This window comes from Corynebacterium sp. CCUG 65737, from assembly GCF_024454115.1.
Taxonomy (GTDB): Bacteria; Actinomycetota; Actinomycetes; order Mycobacteriales; family Mycobacteriaceae; genus Corynebacterium; species Corynebacterium genitalium.
Window position 1 is genome coordinate 97,390 of record NZ_JAGPZB010000004.1, and the last position, 14,257, is coordinate 111,646.

Consider the following 14,257-nt stretch of genomic DNA (forward strand, 5'->3'; position numbering starts at 1 on the left):
GGGGTTCGCGCGCGGTTAGTCCAAGTAGCCGACCACCTCGACGTCGGTGTAGTGGTTCATCATCCGCTCGATCACGGCTTTGGAGGCGGCGGGGTCGACGTGGGGCAGCGAGTCAGCGTCGGCAAGCGGAATCACTTTGAACTCAGGCGTGTGCGGCATACCCATGTTGTATGTCGGCATGAACCGGATTGAATCCAGCGTCAAGGTGCCATCTTTGCGGCGGGTGATGGTGTATTCACCGATGCCGCCATACTTCGTCTCCTCCGCGAATTGTCCGTGCAGGATGTTTCCGTGACCCCACCAGACACCTAGGCCCGGCTCGTTGTCGGGGTAGCGCTGGAACGGTTCAATCACATGCGGGTGCCCGCCGAGCACAAAATCCGCTCCAGCATGGCGCGCGGTGTCGGCGGTGTCGATTTGGTACTGCACGGGGAAGGACTCGTATCCCTCGCCGGCGTGCATGATCACGATGAGCACGTCGACGTCTGGCCGCAACGCAGCAATGTCCGCACGCATGAGTTCGGGGCCAATGAGATTGACCGACCACTCAGCCCCTTCCGGCACCGGGATGCCGTTTGTACCGTAGGTGTAGGACAAGAACCCCACCTTCAAACCGTTGCGGTCGATCACGCGCGGCGTGGCACGGTCCTCAGGTGAGCTGTAACTGCCCACATACAGCATTCAGCGTTCACGGAGATTGCTTGTCGACGTTTGCAGCCCCTCCAACCCACGATCCAGCGAGTGGTTCGAAGCGTTGTTGACTATGTCCACGCCTGCCCCTGAGAGTGCGTCGACGACTTCCGGGGGTGAGTTGAAGGCTGGGTACCCGGAAAGCAAGAGTTCTTCTCCGGCGACGGGGACCTCCATGTTCGCCGTGGTGATGTCGGCGTTTTGCAGGTACGGGCGCACGGGGTCGAGCATTGGCGCAAAGTTGTAGCCGGTCCCGCCCGCACGGTTCGCCGCGTCGGCGTAAACCTCTTCATGGGGGAGGATGTCGCCAATGGAGCGGATCGTGATCGACGCCTCGATGTCGTCTTGCTCTGGAAGCGCCGCAGCGGTGTCCTCACCAGAGTCTGCCGGTATAGAAGGGGAGGACTGCACGGCTTGATCAACGAGGCTGCAGGAGCTCATTGTTGCGGCGGAAACCATGGTGATAGCGGAAACCACGGTGAATGTGACGCGGCGGGACATGCATTTCAATTTATCAGTATGTGATTTCCGCCCGCATGCTTTCCAGCGGTACGATATCCGGGTGTTTGCGGGGATCCCGGGAACTTCTGCGCTGACATTGCCGACTAGTTCTCTACTGGTTCGGCCCCGGGAGGAACCATCCCAGAGCGAATCCCCGCTGTGTGAAACGTGTGTTGTTGAGGAGTATTTGTTGGAGACCATCAAGGCGTATTTCGCGTTGACGAAGCCGAGGGTCATTGAGCTCTTGCTGGTCGCCGCCATCCCGGCAATGCTGCAGGCGGACCGTGGTGAGGTCCACGTTCTGCTCATCCTGGCTACCCTCTTCGGTGGCTGGATGGGGGCCGGTGCGGCGAACGCGTTCAACATGGTCGCCGACTACGACATTGACCAGAAGATGGGGCGCACCCGTGCCCGCCCGCTGGTCCGCCACACGGTGACGAAGGAACGCGCCCGAGTTTTCGCCTGGGCGCTGCTGATCCTGTCGGTGCTGTGGCTGGGGCTGGTGTGCAAGTCCTGGTTGGCCGCGTTCTTCATCATCCTGACCAACTGGTTCTACATCTTCGTCTACACCAAGTGGCTCAAGCGCAAGACCTGGCAGAACGTCATCTGGGGCGGCGCGGCCGGCTGCATGCCGGTCATGGTCGGCTGGGCTGTCATCCGCAGTAATGTTTCCGACGGTAGCCCGGACCGATGGTGGCAGGCGGTCGTGCTGTTTCTCATCATCTTCTTCTGGACACCGCCGCACACGTGGGCCCTGGCCATGAAGTACAAGGACGACTACGCCCGTGCGAACGTACCGATGCTACCTGTCGTCGCCAGCCCGGAAGAAACCACGAAGCAGATCCTCATCTACTCGTGGCTGACCGTGCTCATCTCGCTGGCACTCGTCCCGGCGACATCCTGGATTTACCTCGCAGTCGCTGCACTGTCCGGGGCGGCCTTCCTGCTCATGGCCACGCGCCTGCACAACGCCATCAAGCGTGGCGAAGACGTCAAGCCGCTCAAGCTGTTCATTTTGTCGAACAACTACTTGGCAGTGCTCTTCCTCGGACTGTCCGTCGACGCCATCCTCGGTTTACCGACGATCGCGGAACTCTTCCCCGCCTAAGCGCCGCTAATCGGCCACTTTCAATACGACGGAGCCGGTCGTGCTGCGGGATTGAAGGTCGTGGTGGGCGCGGGAAGCGTCGTCAAGCGCGTAGGGCTCGTGGACGCGGATGTTTAGCGCTCCCTCCTCAACCGCGCGCACGACGGCTTGCGCGCGCATCCGGAACTCGTCGTCGGTCGCGGTGTACGCGCCAAGCGACGGACGGGTGAGGAAGATCGAGCCGTGCTTGTTCAATAGCTGCGGGTCAAACGGCTCCACCGGGCCTGACGCGGCGCCGAAAAGGCAGACCAGGCCGCGTGGGCGGACCGCCTCGAGCGATTCCTGGAAGGTGTCTTTGCCCACGCCGTCATACACCACGTCGACCCCACGGCCAGCGTTTCGCCGCCGCACGGTTTCCGCCAAGCCCTCGCTGTAACGGAACACCTCGGTGGCACCAGCGGCGTAGGCGAGTTCTTCTTTCTCATCAGTGGACACCACGGAGTAGACCGTCGCGCCTTGGGCGTTAGCGAGCTGGGTCAACAGCAACCCCACCCCACCCGCGCCAGCCGTCACCAGCATAGAATCGCCCTGCTGGGTGTCGCGCACCCCGTAGAGCAGGTAGTGGGCGGTCATGCCCTGCAGCAGCATCGAAGCGGCAACCTCGGGTGAAATCGAGTCCGGTACGGCGACGAGGCGGGCGCGGTCCACGCAGACCTTTTCCGCGTAGGACCCTTCGGCGGAGTCCCAGGCGACAACAGTGCCGTCGGCGATCTCACCGCGCGGGTCGTGGATGACGCGGCCGCAGCCTTCCTTGCCCGGAATGAAGGGCAGCTCGCTGTGGTAGATGCCCTCGCGGAAATAGGTGTCAATGTAGTTGACACCCGCGTAGAGCACCTCCACGAGAACCTGATGGTCCTGTGGTGTGGGGTCCGCTGTCTCGACGAACGTGAGGACGTCGGGGCCGCCGTGCTGGGTGATCTGGATAGCCTTCATGGCTCCAGGCTACGTGCCGCCCGGCGCTGCGGGGCCGGTTCACCCCGTTTTAGACGGCGGCAGCGGTGCTTGGGTCGCTGGGGTCGCTAGGGTCGCTGGGGTTGCCGCTGGGGCCGCGGGCGTCCCGGTTCGCGAGCGTATTGTGCTGGTGCGGCTCAAGGAGGGGAAGCCGGCGGCTGCCGTGGCTGTACAGGAAAGCGCTGTAGGCCACCACCACAGAGGACATGATGATGTGCATGGGCACCGTCCAGCGCGGCACACCCAGGTAGAACTGGCCCAAACCGATGGCCCACTGCACGACGATCATGGCCACGAGCACCAACGCGGTGTTGAACGCGTCCTTCGGGGCGTTCTGGCGGCGCAGCATGTAGACAGCGATGAGTGTGAACACAAGGTAGATGTACATGCACGCCGCGTGCACGTACGCGAGTAGCTGCGTGTCGATAGCCAGGCGACCTTCCATTCCCACACCGGAATCGCCGGAGTGCGGGCCGGAACCGGTGACCATCGTGCCGGTCACCAAAACGAGGCACAGCGCGACCGCAGCGACGACGACCAAAGAACGGGTAGCGGGGGAGAAGCGCTCGGTGGGTGCGACATCGTCAGGCTCTTTAATGCGCATGTAGAGAACAGCAGCGATCCAGACGAGCAGCATCGACGGCAGGAAGTGAATGGCTACAGACCACCACCGCAGGTCCAGCAACACCGAGATGCCGCCGATCACGGCCTGCAAGACGACTCCAAGACCGGAGAGCACGGACAGCACGATGATCGAGTTGCGTCGACCAGCCTTCATGACAGCCCAGAACACGAGGATCGTCGTCGCGACCACCACGAACGTCAGGGTGCGGTTGCCGAACTCGATGACCTGCTGCACCCACGGTGCCGCACCCGGCACCGGGAACAACGAGCCCTCGTGGCACAGCGGCCACGTGTTGCAGCCCAACCCAGAACCGGTGACGCGCACGAGTGAGCCGGTGAAGGTGATCCCGCCCTGCGCGATGAGCATGATGAGAGCGAAGATGCGCTGAATCTTGACCGACGGCACGTCGCGGATCTTCTCACGGAATGTCCGATTGTCGTCCTGGGTTGTCGTGCTCACGTCGGGCCCTTCTCCTTTGCGGTACCAGTGCTGCTTTGATCATCTACTTTTCGCGGCGCCAATGTCTAATCTGGCCCGCTCTTTATCCGTCGAAACGGAACCACCGGATAGTTCCCAAAACCGCCAAAATTGTCCAAGCGGACAGCGACATCCACGCGGTGAGGTAGATAGTGCCGTTCAACGCGCCGGTCATCGCGCTCGCGAGCGCCACGGTGGGCACCATGTCCCACACCCCAGGCGAGCCGAGGAGACCGGCGTAGACGACCCACCCCAGTACGGCGAGCAGTAGCAACCAGATCAGGTTCGCGCTGGCAAGCACGCTTTCCGACGACTGCGTGCCCCCCAACAGCAACCCCAACGCCGTGAACGCAGTGACACCGATGAGCAGAGTAAGCAACCCCAGCAACGCGCCGCCAACGGAAACCCGCCATCCTAAGAACAGCGCGATTGCGCCGAGCACGAGAATCTGCACCACCACGGTAGACAGCACGCCGATGACCTTCCCTGCGATGATTGTCCACGCTGGCACGCCTGAGGCGCCCGTTCGTTTGAGTGCCCCGTAGCGGCGGTCAAACGCCAGCGCGATGGCTTGCCCGGTGAACCCGGCGCCGGCCGCGGCGATGGAGAAGACCATGGGGACTAGCTCATTGAGGGTGACATTGTCGCCTAAGACGGGCACGAACACGGCACCGATGAGGATGGCTGCCGGCACGATGAGGTTGAGCAGCAGTTGCTCTCCGTGGCGGAGCATGAGCTTCGACTCGATGCGGCCCTGCGCTGCCGCCATCGTCGCGGCGCTCGCCCGCTGCGGAGCCGGGGTGAAGGTGCCGGGTGGGAAATCGGTAGTGGTCATGGTGTCAGGCCCTCAACTCTCTTCCCGTGAGATCCAGAAATACGTCCTCCAAACTGCGGCGGCGAGTGCCCATGGAGCTGATCAGTACTCCCTGCCGCGCGGCTTCACTCGCTACGGCGGCGATGATCTCCGGCGTGGGTGCGGCAATGAGCTGGTACAACCCTGGCTCCACCTCTTGCAGGTCGGGGAGAGCAGCCACGTCGAGGCTGCCAACAGTGCGCACTTCGAGCGTTTCAGAAGCGCCCTCGGCAATGAGTTCGGTAGGGCTGCCTTCTGCGATGACCGCGCCTTTGTCGACGATCACCACGTTGTCGGCCAACTCTTCTGCCTCATCCATGAGGTGCGTGGTGAGGATGATGGTCACGCCGTCGCGGCGCAAAGCGCTGATGAGCCGCCACACGGTGCGCCGTGACTGGGCATCCATGCCGGCGGTCGGCTCGTCGAGAAAAACAAGCTCAGGGCGCCCGATGAGCGCCAGCGCAAGCGATAGGCGTTGCTGCTGGCCGCCCGAGAGCCGCCGGTACGTCGTCGATGCCACTGACCGCAGGCCGAGGACGTCCATGAGCCATTCGGGATCGAGGGGATCTGCGTTGTAGGAGGCGGTGAGATTGAGCATCTCCTTGACGCGGATGCCGGAGTAGGAACCGCCGCCTTGGAGCATGATGCCGATGCGCTCGCGCACCTTTTCTGGCTCTGTTTGCGGGTCCATCCCCAATACGTCGATCGAGCCGGAAGTAGGGGTGGTGAATCCTTCACACATCTCAATCGTGGTGGTCTTGCCAGCACCGTTCGGGCCGAGCAAGGCGAGCACTTCGCCGCGGCGAGCGGCAAAGGACATTCCATTGACAGCAGTGGTGCTGCCGAAAGTCTTCACCACGTTGCTCACACGCAGGGCAACCTCATCCGTACTCATTGCCGTCAGTGTAAGACTTTGCTGCCCCGGGCCTTTAACCACCCACACGCCATCAGCGCGAGAATCAGGGCCGAAACGATGAGCAATGAGTAGATAGTCACTACGGTCCCCGCTGGGAGGGCGAGCCCCCGCGGCAGTACGAGGAAACTGAAAACCGCCGAATACCCAGCTACAGCCACCCGGAAGAACCTGCGGTTGGCCCAGGCGGCAAGCGGCATGATGCCCCACAGCGGGTACCAGGGATGAACAACAGGGAAAAGAAGCACGAGGACGAGCGTGGCCACGCCTAACCCCCCAACGGGGTGAATCGTGCCCTTGAACGTCGCCCACAGCATGCGCACACAGAACGCGACTGCGACCACCAACCCCACGGTGCGAGCAATGGCGAGTGTCGCTTCAGAATGGTCGCCCAAGCCCAGTAGCTGGGCGAAGAATGCAGAGATCACGCCGATGTCGGTGGTTAGTGAGAGCCAGCTGCGTATCGACGCGGCACCGCCCTGGCCCGTCACCCAACCCAGCCCGATGCCAGTGGCCACGGTGACAGCGGCGATCGTGGTCACCATGATGAGCGTCTGCGCTGCAGCGGCTTTGGCGATGCCGGTCCAGCCACCCCACCGGCGCGCGAGCGACATGCCGACGAAGCCGAGCGCAAGGAAGCCGGGCACTTTCACCATGCCGGCGCACGTGATCAACGCACCCGAAACGACCAGCAGCACGACGCCCCGACGTTTCACCAGGCCAGCATTGAGCGCGTCAATGCCGCGCAGACCTAGTTCCAGACCGATGAGCAGGATGCCCATCATCACGGCCTCATTATGGATCCCGCCGACCAAGTGGAGAATCACCAAAGGGTTGAGCACGCCCATCCACACCGCCACCGCACCGGAAACGTTGCAGCGGCGAGCAAGCGCCACGACACCCCACGCTGCGGCCGCAACACCCGCTAGTGACACCAGCCGGTGACACACGACACCCCAGAACACCGAGTCGCCCGTGAGGATGGAGATTCCCGCCGAGATCCCCAGCGCCACCGGTCCGTAGGGGCTGGGCGATTCGGCCCAAATGAACGGCACGGAACGCGCCAGCGGGTTCTCTCGCCCGAGCAGCTCCACAGGCCCTGCGGAATAGGGGTCCATGCCCTGTGCGACGATCGACCCCTGCGCGAGATAGGAATAGATGTCCTGCGTGAACAGGGGAGCGGTGAACACCAGGGGCGTCACCCAGACCGCGAATGTGCGCAGCAGCACCGGCACCCCGACACGCGACGGTCCGCCGGCAGCGCCGACGAAGGTGCCCATGAGCAACCACGCCAGAACAACGAGGGCGACGCCCAGCAGCACAATGCTTGATGATGCCACCATCATCCGCCCCATCAACGCGCCGAACGGGAAAGAACCGTAGGCGTTGTTGACCACGGGTAGCGCTCCGCCGCCTAAGCCTCCGAGGCCCATGAGTAAAGTGCCGATGACGCCGAGCACGCGCAGGACTTCGAAGCGGTTACGCTCCCACACGCTAGGCTGGACGGAGGGAGTGCCTTCGATCATTCCCGCGTGTAGTTCGGCAGAGCGCGAACCCGGCCGGCCCAAGCGGGGTAGCTCGCCCGTGAAACGGGCAAGCGGTTGCTTGGCAGGAGCGGGACGGATTTTCACACCGGTCAGTGTACAAAACGGCTCCGACACCCGACCCCCGTTGCCGAGCGTGATCGATTTAAGGCACACTAGTGATGTCTAAAGGTGTTGTGAGTTCACGGAAAGGAGACGGCAATGGCAGTCACCCGTTCCACTGACGGCGAGACGCGCCGCCTGATCATGTCCGCGATGCTCACGTCGCGGCCTGTGACCGTCGCCGAACTGGCTGAGAAGGTGGGCATCACGCCCGCCGGCGTGCGCAGGCACCTAGACAAACTGCTTGCAGAAGGTCTGGCGGAACTCGCCGAGGCCGACACAACTGGCCCTGCCACCCGCGGCCGTCCGGCGAAGTATTACCAGCTCACCCGGGACGGTCGTGAACGCAACGGACACGGTTATGATGACCTCGCGCTGGCGGCGTTCGCTGAAGTGGAAGCCCTCGGCGGGCGTGACGCGGTGAAGAATCTCGCCCGGAAACGCGCGGAGAAGGTGCTGGGTGATGTTGCTGGTGAAGGGGACGTCGATAAGCGAACGCGTGATGTCGCAGCCGCTTTCGCAGCCCACGGCTACGCCGCGAACGCGGACAACGTAGGCTCGTCTCTGCAACTGTGCCAGCGTCACTGTCCCATTCATGCGGTCGCCGCCGAATACCCGGAGATATGTGAAGCCGAGCACGAGCTGATCGCGGAACTCGTTGGAGCCGCTGTGTCCCCGCTGGCGCTCATCGCCAACGGGGATGGCGTCTGCACAGCCCACATCAGCCGCGCTGACGGCACTGCAAGCAATGCCCAAGCTGGAGGAACCCACAAGGAAAGGAGCGGAGACGATGACTAGTACGACTCCCGCACCCGGCCTGGAAAAGCCGATGAATGACGATGAGATTATTGAGTCGATGGGCCCGTACAACTACGGGTGGCACGACTCTGACGAGGCTGGTGCGGCTGCCCGCCGCGGCCTCGACGAGCAGGTCGTGCGCGACATCTCCGCAGCCAAGAATGAGCCGGAGTGGATGCTCGAGCAGCGCTTGAAGGCACTGGACATCTACAACAAGAAGCCGCTGCCGACGTGGGGCCCGGATCTGTCCGGCATTGATTTCGACCAGATCAAGTACTTCGTCCGCTCCACCGAGAAGCAGGCCACCAGCTGGGAGGACCTGCCGGAGGACATCAAGAACACCTACGACAAGCTGGGCATCCCGGAGGCTGAGAAGCAGCGCCTCGTCGCAGGTGTCGCTGCGCAGTACGAGTCCGAGGTCGTCTACCACAAGATCCGCGAGGACTTGGAGGAGCAGGGCGTCATCTTCGTTGACACCGACACCGGTCTGCGCGAATACCCGGAGCTGTTCAAGGAGTACTTCGGCTCCGTCGTCCCGGCTGGCGACAACAAGTTCTCCGCGCTGAACGCTGCTGTGTGGTCCGGCGGTTCCTTCATCTACGTGCCGAAGGGTGTGCACGTGGAGATCCCGCTGCAGGCATACTTCCGCATCAACACCGAGAACATGGGCCAGTTTGAGCGCACGCTCATCGTCGTCGACGAGGACGCGTACGTCCACTACGTGGAGGGCTGCACCGCTCCGATCTACCAGTCCGACTCGCTGCACGCGGCCGTGGTGGAGATCATCGTGAAGAAGAATGCGCGCTGCCGCTACACCACGATCCAGAACTGGTCCACCAACGTCTACAACCTGGTCACCCAGCGTGCCCGCGCCGAAGAAGGCGCCACGATGGAGTGGGTCGACGGAAACATCGGCTCCAAGGTGAACATGAAGTACCCGGCTGTTTGGATGACCGGCCCGAACGCCCGCGGCGAAGTCCTCTCCGCGCAGTTCTGTGGCGAAGGCCAGACCCAGGACACCGGTGCCAAGGTCGTCCACATGGCGCCGAATACGTCCTCCAACATCGTGTCCAAGTCCGTCTCCCGCAACGGCGGCCGCGCAGCCTACCGCGGCCTGGTCCAGATCAACGCCAACGCGAAGAACTCCACCTCCAACATCGAGTGCGACGCACTGCTGGTGGACAACATCTCGCGCACCGACACCTACCCGTACAACGACATCCGCAACGACCACGTCACCCTGGGCCACGAGGCCAAGGTGTCCAAGGTCAGCGAAGAGCAGCTGTTCTACCTGATGTCGCGCGGCATCTCCGAGGAAGACGCGATGGCGATGATCGTCCGCGGCTTCATCGAGCCGATTGCCAAGGAACTCCCGATGGAGTACGCGCTCGAGCTCAACCGCCTCATTGAACTGCAGATGGAAGGATCGGTGGGTTAATTGACCGAGACCGTTACCAAGAAGGAACGCGTCGGCAACGCCACGTTCCACGACAACAAGGGTGACCTGTTCGCCTCCTACGACGTCAACGACTTTGAGGTGCCGCAGGGCCGCGACGAAATCTGGCGTTTCGTGTCCCTGCGCCGCCTGCGTGGGCTGCACAACGGCACCTTCCCGGACCAGGGTGAGGCGCAGGTCAACGTGTCCGGCCCGGCCGAGGTCACTGTCGAGCAGGTGTCGCCTGACGACGAGCGACTCAAGACCACGTCCGCCCCGGTCGACCGCATCGCTGCTCAGGCATGGACCTCCATGCCGCACGCGACGATTGTTTCCGTCCCGGCGAATGCCGAGCTGACCGAGCCAGTGGTCATCACCACCACCGGTGCAGGTCTGGACGTGACCACCTTCTCCGGCCTCCACATCGAGGTGGGCCAGAGCGCGACCGCTACCATCCTGGTGCAGTACGAAGGCTCCGGCACCCACGCCGACAACGTCAACTTCGTCATCGGTGACAACGCGCAGGTCAACGTCGTGGTCGACGAGCAGTGGAATAACGACGCCGTTCACGTTGGTGCGCAGAGCATCGTCTGCGGCCGCGACGCCGTGCTGCGCCACACCGTGGCCACTTTCGGCGGTGAGCTGGTCCGCAACACCCCGCGCGTGAAGTACGCAGGCTCCGGCGGTGACGTCGAGCTGACCGGTGTCTACTACGCCGACGACGGGCAGTACATTGAAAACCGCCTGCTGGTGGACCACAATCACCCGTACTGCCGCTCCAACGTGCTGTACAAGGGTGCACTGCAGGGCGGCAAGGACTCCAAGCTCCCTGACGCCCGCACCTGCTGGGTCGGCGACGTGCTCATCCGCTCCAACGCTTCCGGCACGGAGACCTACGAGGCCAACCGCAACATCGTTTTGACTGACGGCGCACGCGCTGACGCGATCCCGAACCTCGAGATCGAGACCGGTGACATCCCGGGCGCAGGCCACGCCGCCACCGTTGGCCGATTCGACGAGGAGCAGTTGTTCTACCTCAAGTCCCGCGGTATCCCCGACGGCGAGGCACGCCGCCTCATTGTCCGCGGCTTCTTCAACGAGGTTCTCAACCGCATCCCGGTTGAGAATGTGCGCGAAGAGTTGATTAACCGCGTCTCCGGCGAGCTCGAGAACGTCGAACTGTAAACCCTGACCCTTCCAATCTAGAAAGAGCACTATGTCCACGCTTGAAATCAAGAACCTTCACGCTTCGGTCCTCCCGCTCGAGGAGGGGCAGGAGCCGACCCCGATCCTCAAGGGCGTCAACCTGACCATCAACTCCGGTGAGACCCACGCCATCATGGGCCCGAACGGCTCCGGCAAGTCCACTCTGGCCTACACCCTGTCCGGCCACCCGTCCTACGAGGTGACTGACGGTGAGGTGCTTCTCGATGGCGAGAACATCCTCGACATGGAAGTCGACGAGCGCGCACGCGCCGGCCTCTTCCTGGCCATGCAGTACCCGGTCGAGGTCCCGGGCGTGTCCTCCTCGAACTTCATGCGCTCCGCCGTCACCGCCGTGCGCGGCGAGGCACCGAAGCTGCGCGAGTGGGTTCAGGAGCTCAACCAGGCCCGCGACGACCTGAAGATCGACCCGTCGTTTTCCGAGCGTGCTGTGAACGAAGGCTTCTCCGGTGGTGAGAAGAAGCGCCACGAGGTCATGCAGCTCGCCCTGATGAAGCCGAAGTTCGCTGTGATGGACGAGACCGACTCCGGCCTCGACGTCGACGCCCTGCGCATTGTCTCTGAGGGCATCAACCGCTACCAGCAGGAGACCGACGGCGGCATCCTGATGATCACCCACTACCAGCGCATCCTCAACTACGTGCGCCCGGACCACGTCCACATCTTCGCGGACGGCGTGATCAAGCACTCCGGCGGCTTTGAGCTGGCTGAGAAGCTCGAGTCCGAGGGATACGAGGCGTTCGTCTAAATGACGTTTCTTAACCCCGACGGCACGCTCGACGTGGGTGCGGTGCGCGCCGAGTTTCCGATTCTGCACCGCACGGTCCGCGACGACGTGCCGGTGGTCTATTTGGACTCCGGTGCGACCTCCCAGCGGCCTGAGCGCGTCTGGCGCGCAGAGGAAGAGTTCGTGCTGAACACCTTCGCCCCGGTGCACCGCGGTGCCTACCAGCTCGCAGAGGAGGCCACCGACGCTTACGAGTCCGCGCGCGAGAAGATCGCCGCGTTCGTTGGTGCGGAAGGCCACGAGATCGCGTTCACGAAGAACGCGACGGAAGCGCTCAACCTTGTCGCCTTCACGCTTGGCGACGATCGAGCCGGTGACCTTCAAATCACCTCCGACGACACGATCGTCATCACGGAGCTGGAGCACCACGCCAATCTGGTGCCGTGGCGGGAGCTTGCGCGCCGCACTGGTGCGACGTTGAAGTGGTACACGCTGACCGACGACGGCCGCATCGACCTCGATTCTCTCGAGCTCGACGAGACCGTCAAGGTTGTGGCGTTCACCCACCAGTCCAACGTGACAGGCGCAATTCCGGATGTCGCCGAAATTGTGCGCCGCTCAAAGGACGTGGGAGCGCTCACCGTGCTCGACGCGTGCCAGTCCGTGCCGCACCAGCCGGTGGATTTCCACGCCCTCGATGTCGACTTCGCGGCCTTTTCCGGCCACAAGATGTGCGGCCCGTCCGGCGTCGGCGTCGTCTACGGCAAGGGGGAGCTGCTGAATCAGCTTCCGCCGTTCCTCACCGGTGGCTCGATGATCGAGGTCGTGCGCATGGAGGGATCGACCTTTGCGCCTGCTCCGCAGCGCTTCGAGGCTGGCACGCAGATGACCAGTCAGGTTGTTGGGCTTGGCGCAGCTGTCGATTTTCTGAACGAAGTCGGCATGGAGAACATCCAGGCTCACGAGCACATGCTCACCGCCTACGCACTCGAGCGCATGCAGGAGATCGACGGGCTGCGTCTCGCCGGCCCGGCGACGCCGGAGATGCGCGGGGGAGCGGTGTCCTTCACTGTTGACGGGATTCACCCGCACGACATGGGCCAAGTCCTTGATTCCCGTGGCGTGTGCATCCGTGTGGGGCACCACTGTGCGTGGCCCGCTCACCGCGGCCTGAACGCCCAGTCCACGGCACGCGCGAGCTTCTACCTGTACAACACCACCGACGAGATCGACGCGCTTGTCAGCGCCATCGGTCACGCCAAGGAATTCTTCGGCTAGCCACGGCGTTCTAGGGAGCACTATGAACTTAGAAGCGATGTATCAAGAGGTCATCCTCGACCACTACAAGAACCCGCAGAACGCCGGCTTGCGCGACCCGTTCGACGCTGAGGTGCACCACGTCAACCCTTCCTGCGGCGATGAGCTGACCCTGCGCGTGCAGCTGTCCGAAGACGGGAACACCGTTGAGGACATCTCCTATGACGCGGTCGGGTGCTCGATCTCGCAGGCGTCGACAAGCGTGCTCACGGAGGAGGTCATCGGCCTGCCTGTCGCGGAGGCGATGAAGAAGCTCGACGCCTTCGAGCTGATGATCACCTCCAAGGGCGAGGAAGAAGGCGACCCAGGAATGATCGGCGATGGCATTGCCTTTGCCGGTGTAGCAAAGTTCCCCGCACGCGTGAAGTGCGCCCTGCTCGGCTGGAAGGCGTTCCAGGCCGCCACGAGCGATGCGCTGAACGAAAAGGAGTAGACATGACCAACCCCACCGACAACACGCTCAACAACGCTGTCGACGAGAACGGCGAGCTCGCCCCGACCGACATGGAGACCGCTCAGGCGGCGCAAGAGGCCCAGGAGGATCAGGAGAAGGACGGATCCTCCAGCTTCGACGGGCCCGGTGAGCGACCCGAGCAGACCGAAGAGCAGATTCAGATTGCCGCTGACGTCGCTGAGTACATGCACGACGTGATTGACCCCGAGCTGGGCATCAACGTCGTCGACTTGGGTCTCGTCTACGACCTGTGGATCGAGGAAGAGGGCGGAAAGAAGACAGCTGTGATCAGCATGACGCTGACCTCGCCGGCGTGCCCGCTGACCGACGTTATCGAAGAGCAAGTCGAAGCTGCCGCTGTCGGCTCCGGCACCGTCGATGCCATCGCTCTGCACTGGGTATGGATGCCGCCGTGGGGTCCGCACATGATCACCGAGGACGGCCGCGAGCAGCTGCGCGCCCTCGGGTTCGCCGTCTAGGTGATTTGACCGCGGGGGTA

Annotated in this window: 13 protein-coding genes and 1 pseudogene; 8 read left to right on the plus strand and 6 right to left on the minus strand. The window is 63.2% G+C overall.

The window, feature by feature from the left end:
• Positions 1-15: 15 nt before the first annotated feature.
• Positions 16-1,452 (minus strand): annotated as a pseudogene (locus tag KBX17_RS04735) (CapA family protein).
• Here KBX17_RS04735 and KBX17_RS04740 point away from each other — a divergent pair.
• Positions 1,349-2,299 carry a heme o synthase gene (locus tag KBX17_RS04740; protein WP_256018777.1) on the plus strand — a complete coding sequence of 317 codons (951 nt, stop codon included), beginning with the start codon at positions 1,349-1,351 and terminating at the stop codon, positions 2,297-2,299. The pseudogene KBX17_RS04735 and the gene KBX17_RS04740 sit on opposite strands and share 104 nt — an antisense overlap.
• A gap of 6 nt (positions 2,300-2,305) precedes the next feature.
• On the opposite strand, the gene KBX17_RS04745 is transcribed toward KBX17_RS04740, so the two are convergent.
• The 5 genes from KBX17_RS04745 to mptB all read right to left on the minus strand — a co-directional run bounded on the left by KBX17_RS04745 (position 2,306) and on the right by mptB (position 7,683).
• Complete coding sequence (locus tag KBX17_RS04745) at positions 2,306-3,271, minus strand: quinone oxidoreductase (RefSeq protein ID WP_256018697.1); 966 nt, start codon at positions 3,269-3,271, stop codon at positions 2,306-2,308.
• Between the two features lie 49 nt (positions 3,272-3,320).
• Positions 3,321-4,373, minus strand: coding sequence for a heme A synthase (locus tag KBX17_RS04750; protein WP_256018699.1), 1,053 nt, complete (start codon positions 4,371-4,373; stop codon positions 3,321-3,323).
• A gap of 82 nt (positions 4,374-4,455) precedes the next feature.
• Positions 4,456-5,226: an ABC transporter permease gene (locus KBX17_RS04755; protein WP_256018700.1), complete on the minus strand. Its 771-nt coding sequence runs from the start codon at positions 5,224-5,226 to the stop codon at positions 4,456-4,458.
• Between the two features lie 4 nt (positions 5,227-5,230).
• The gene (locus KBX17_RS04760) at positions 5,231-6,139 is read right to left on the minus strand and encodes an ABC transporter ATP-binding protein (RefSeq protein ID WP_256018702.1); all 909 of its coding nucleotides are present in this window, start codon (positions 6,137-6,139) and stop codon (positions 5,231-5,233) included.
• Positions 6,140-6,144: 5 nt separating this feature from the next.
• Positions 6,145-7,683, minus strand: coding sequence for a polyprenol phosphomannose-dependent alpha 1,6 mannosyltransferase MptB (mptB, locus tag KBX17_RS04765; RefSeq protein ID WP_370687583.1), 1,539 nt, complete (start codon positions 7,681-7,683; stop codon positions 6,145-6,147).
• A gap of 219 nt (positions 7,684-7,902) precedes the next feature.
• Between mptB and KBX17_RS04770 the strand changes: the two genes are divergently transcribed.
• The 7 genes from KBX17_RS04770 (at position 7,903) to KBX17_RS04800 (ending at position 14,237) form a co-directional block, all read left to right on the plus strand.
• A complete protein-coding gene (locus KBX17_RS04770; protein ID WP_256018705.1) occupies positions 7,903-8,601 on the plus strand; it encodes a metalloregulator ArsR/SmtB family transcription factor in 699 nt (232 codons plus the stop codon).
• Positions 8,594-10,039 carry a Fe-S cluster assembly protein SufB gene (sufB, locus tag KBX17_RS04775; RefSeq protein WP_040423696.1) on the plus strand — a complete coding sequence of 482 codons (1,446 nt, stop codon included), beginning with the start codon at positions 8,594-8,596 and terminating at the stop codon, positions 10,037-10,039. Before KBX17_RS04770 ends, sufB begins: the two co-directional genes overlap by 8 nt.
• Complete coding sequence (gene sufD / locus KBX17_RS04780) at positions 10,040-11,221, plus strand: Fe-S cluster assembly protein SufD (protein WP_005290078.1); 1,182 nt, start codon at positions 10,040-10,042, stop codon at positions 11,219-11,221.
• A gap of 31 nt (positions 11,222-11,252) precedes the next feature.
• Positions 11,253-12,008 carry a Fe-S cluster assembly ATPase SufC gene (sufC, locus tag KBX17_RS04785; protein ID WP_005290079.1) on the plus strand — a complete coding sequence of 252 codons (756 nt, stop codon included), beginning with the start codon at positions 11,253-11,255 and terminating at the stop codon, positions 12,006-12,008.
• Positions 12,009-13,265 carry a cysteine desulfurase gene (locus tag KBX17_RS04790; protein WP_256018707.1) on the plus strand — a complete coding sequence of 419 codons (1,257 nt, stop codon included), beginning with the start codon at positions 12,009-12,011 and terminating at the stop codon, positions 13,263-13,265.
• 22 nt (positions 13,266-13,287) lie between these two features.
• Entirely contained in the window at positions 13,288-13,737 is a 450-nt protein-coding gene (sufU, locus tag KBX17_RS04795; RefSeq protein WP_005290083.1) for a Fe-S cluster assembly sulfur transfer protein SufU, read from the plus strand.
• 71 nt (positions 13,738-13,808) lie between these two features.
• Entirely contained in the window at positions 13,809-14,237 is a 429-nt protein-coding gene (locus KBX17_RS04800; RefSeq protein WP_040424440.1) for a metal-sulfur cluster assembly factor, read from the plus strand.
• Positions 14,238-14,257 lie beyond the last annotated feature (20 nt).

Coding starts and splice junctions, on each gene's coding strand:
- KBX17_RS04745 (WP_256018697.1), bottom strand. CDS start 3,271: ATGAAGGCTATCCAGATCACCCAGCACGGCGGCCCCGACGTCCTCACG.
- KBX17_RS04755 (WP_256018700.1), bottom strand. CDS start 5,226: ATGACCACTACCGATTTCCCACCCGGCACCTTCACCCCGGCTCCGCAG.
- KBX17_RS04760 (WP_256018702.1), bottom strand. CDS start 6,139: ATGAGTACGGATGAGGTTGCCCTGCGTGTGAGCAACGTGGTGAAGACT.
- mptB (WP_370687583.1), bottom strand. CDS start 7,683: ATGATCGAAGGCACTCCCTCCGTCCAGCCTAGCGTGTGGGAGCGTAAC.
- KBX17_RS04770 (WP_256018705.1), top strand. CDS start 7,903: ATGGCAGTCACCCGTTCCACTGACGGCGAGACGCGCCGCCTGATCATG.
- sufB (WP_040423696.1), top strand. CDS start 8,594: ATGACTAGTACGACTCCCGCACCCGGCCTGGAAAAGCCGATGAATGAC.
- sufC (WP_005290079.1), top strand. CDS start 11,253: ATGTCCACGCTTGAAATCAAGAACCTTCACGCTTCGGTCCTCCCGCTC.
- KBX17_RS04790 (WP_256018707.1), top strand. CDS start 12,009: ATGACGTTTCTTAACCCCGACGGCACGCTCGACGTGGGTGCGGTGCGC.
- sufU (WP_005290083.1), top strand. CDS start 13,288: ATGAACTTAGAAGCGATGTATCAAGAGGTCATCCTCGACCACTACAAG.
- KBX17_RS04800 (WP_040424440.1), top strand. CDS start 13,809: ATGGAGACCGCTCAGGCGGCGCAAGAGGCCCAGGAGGATCAGGAGAAG.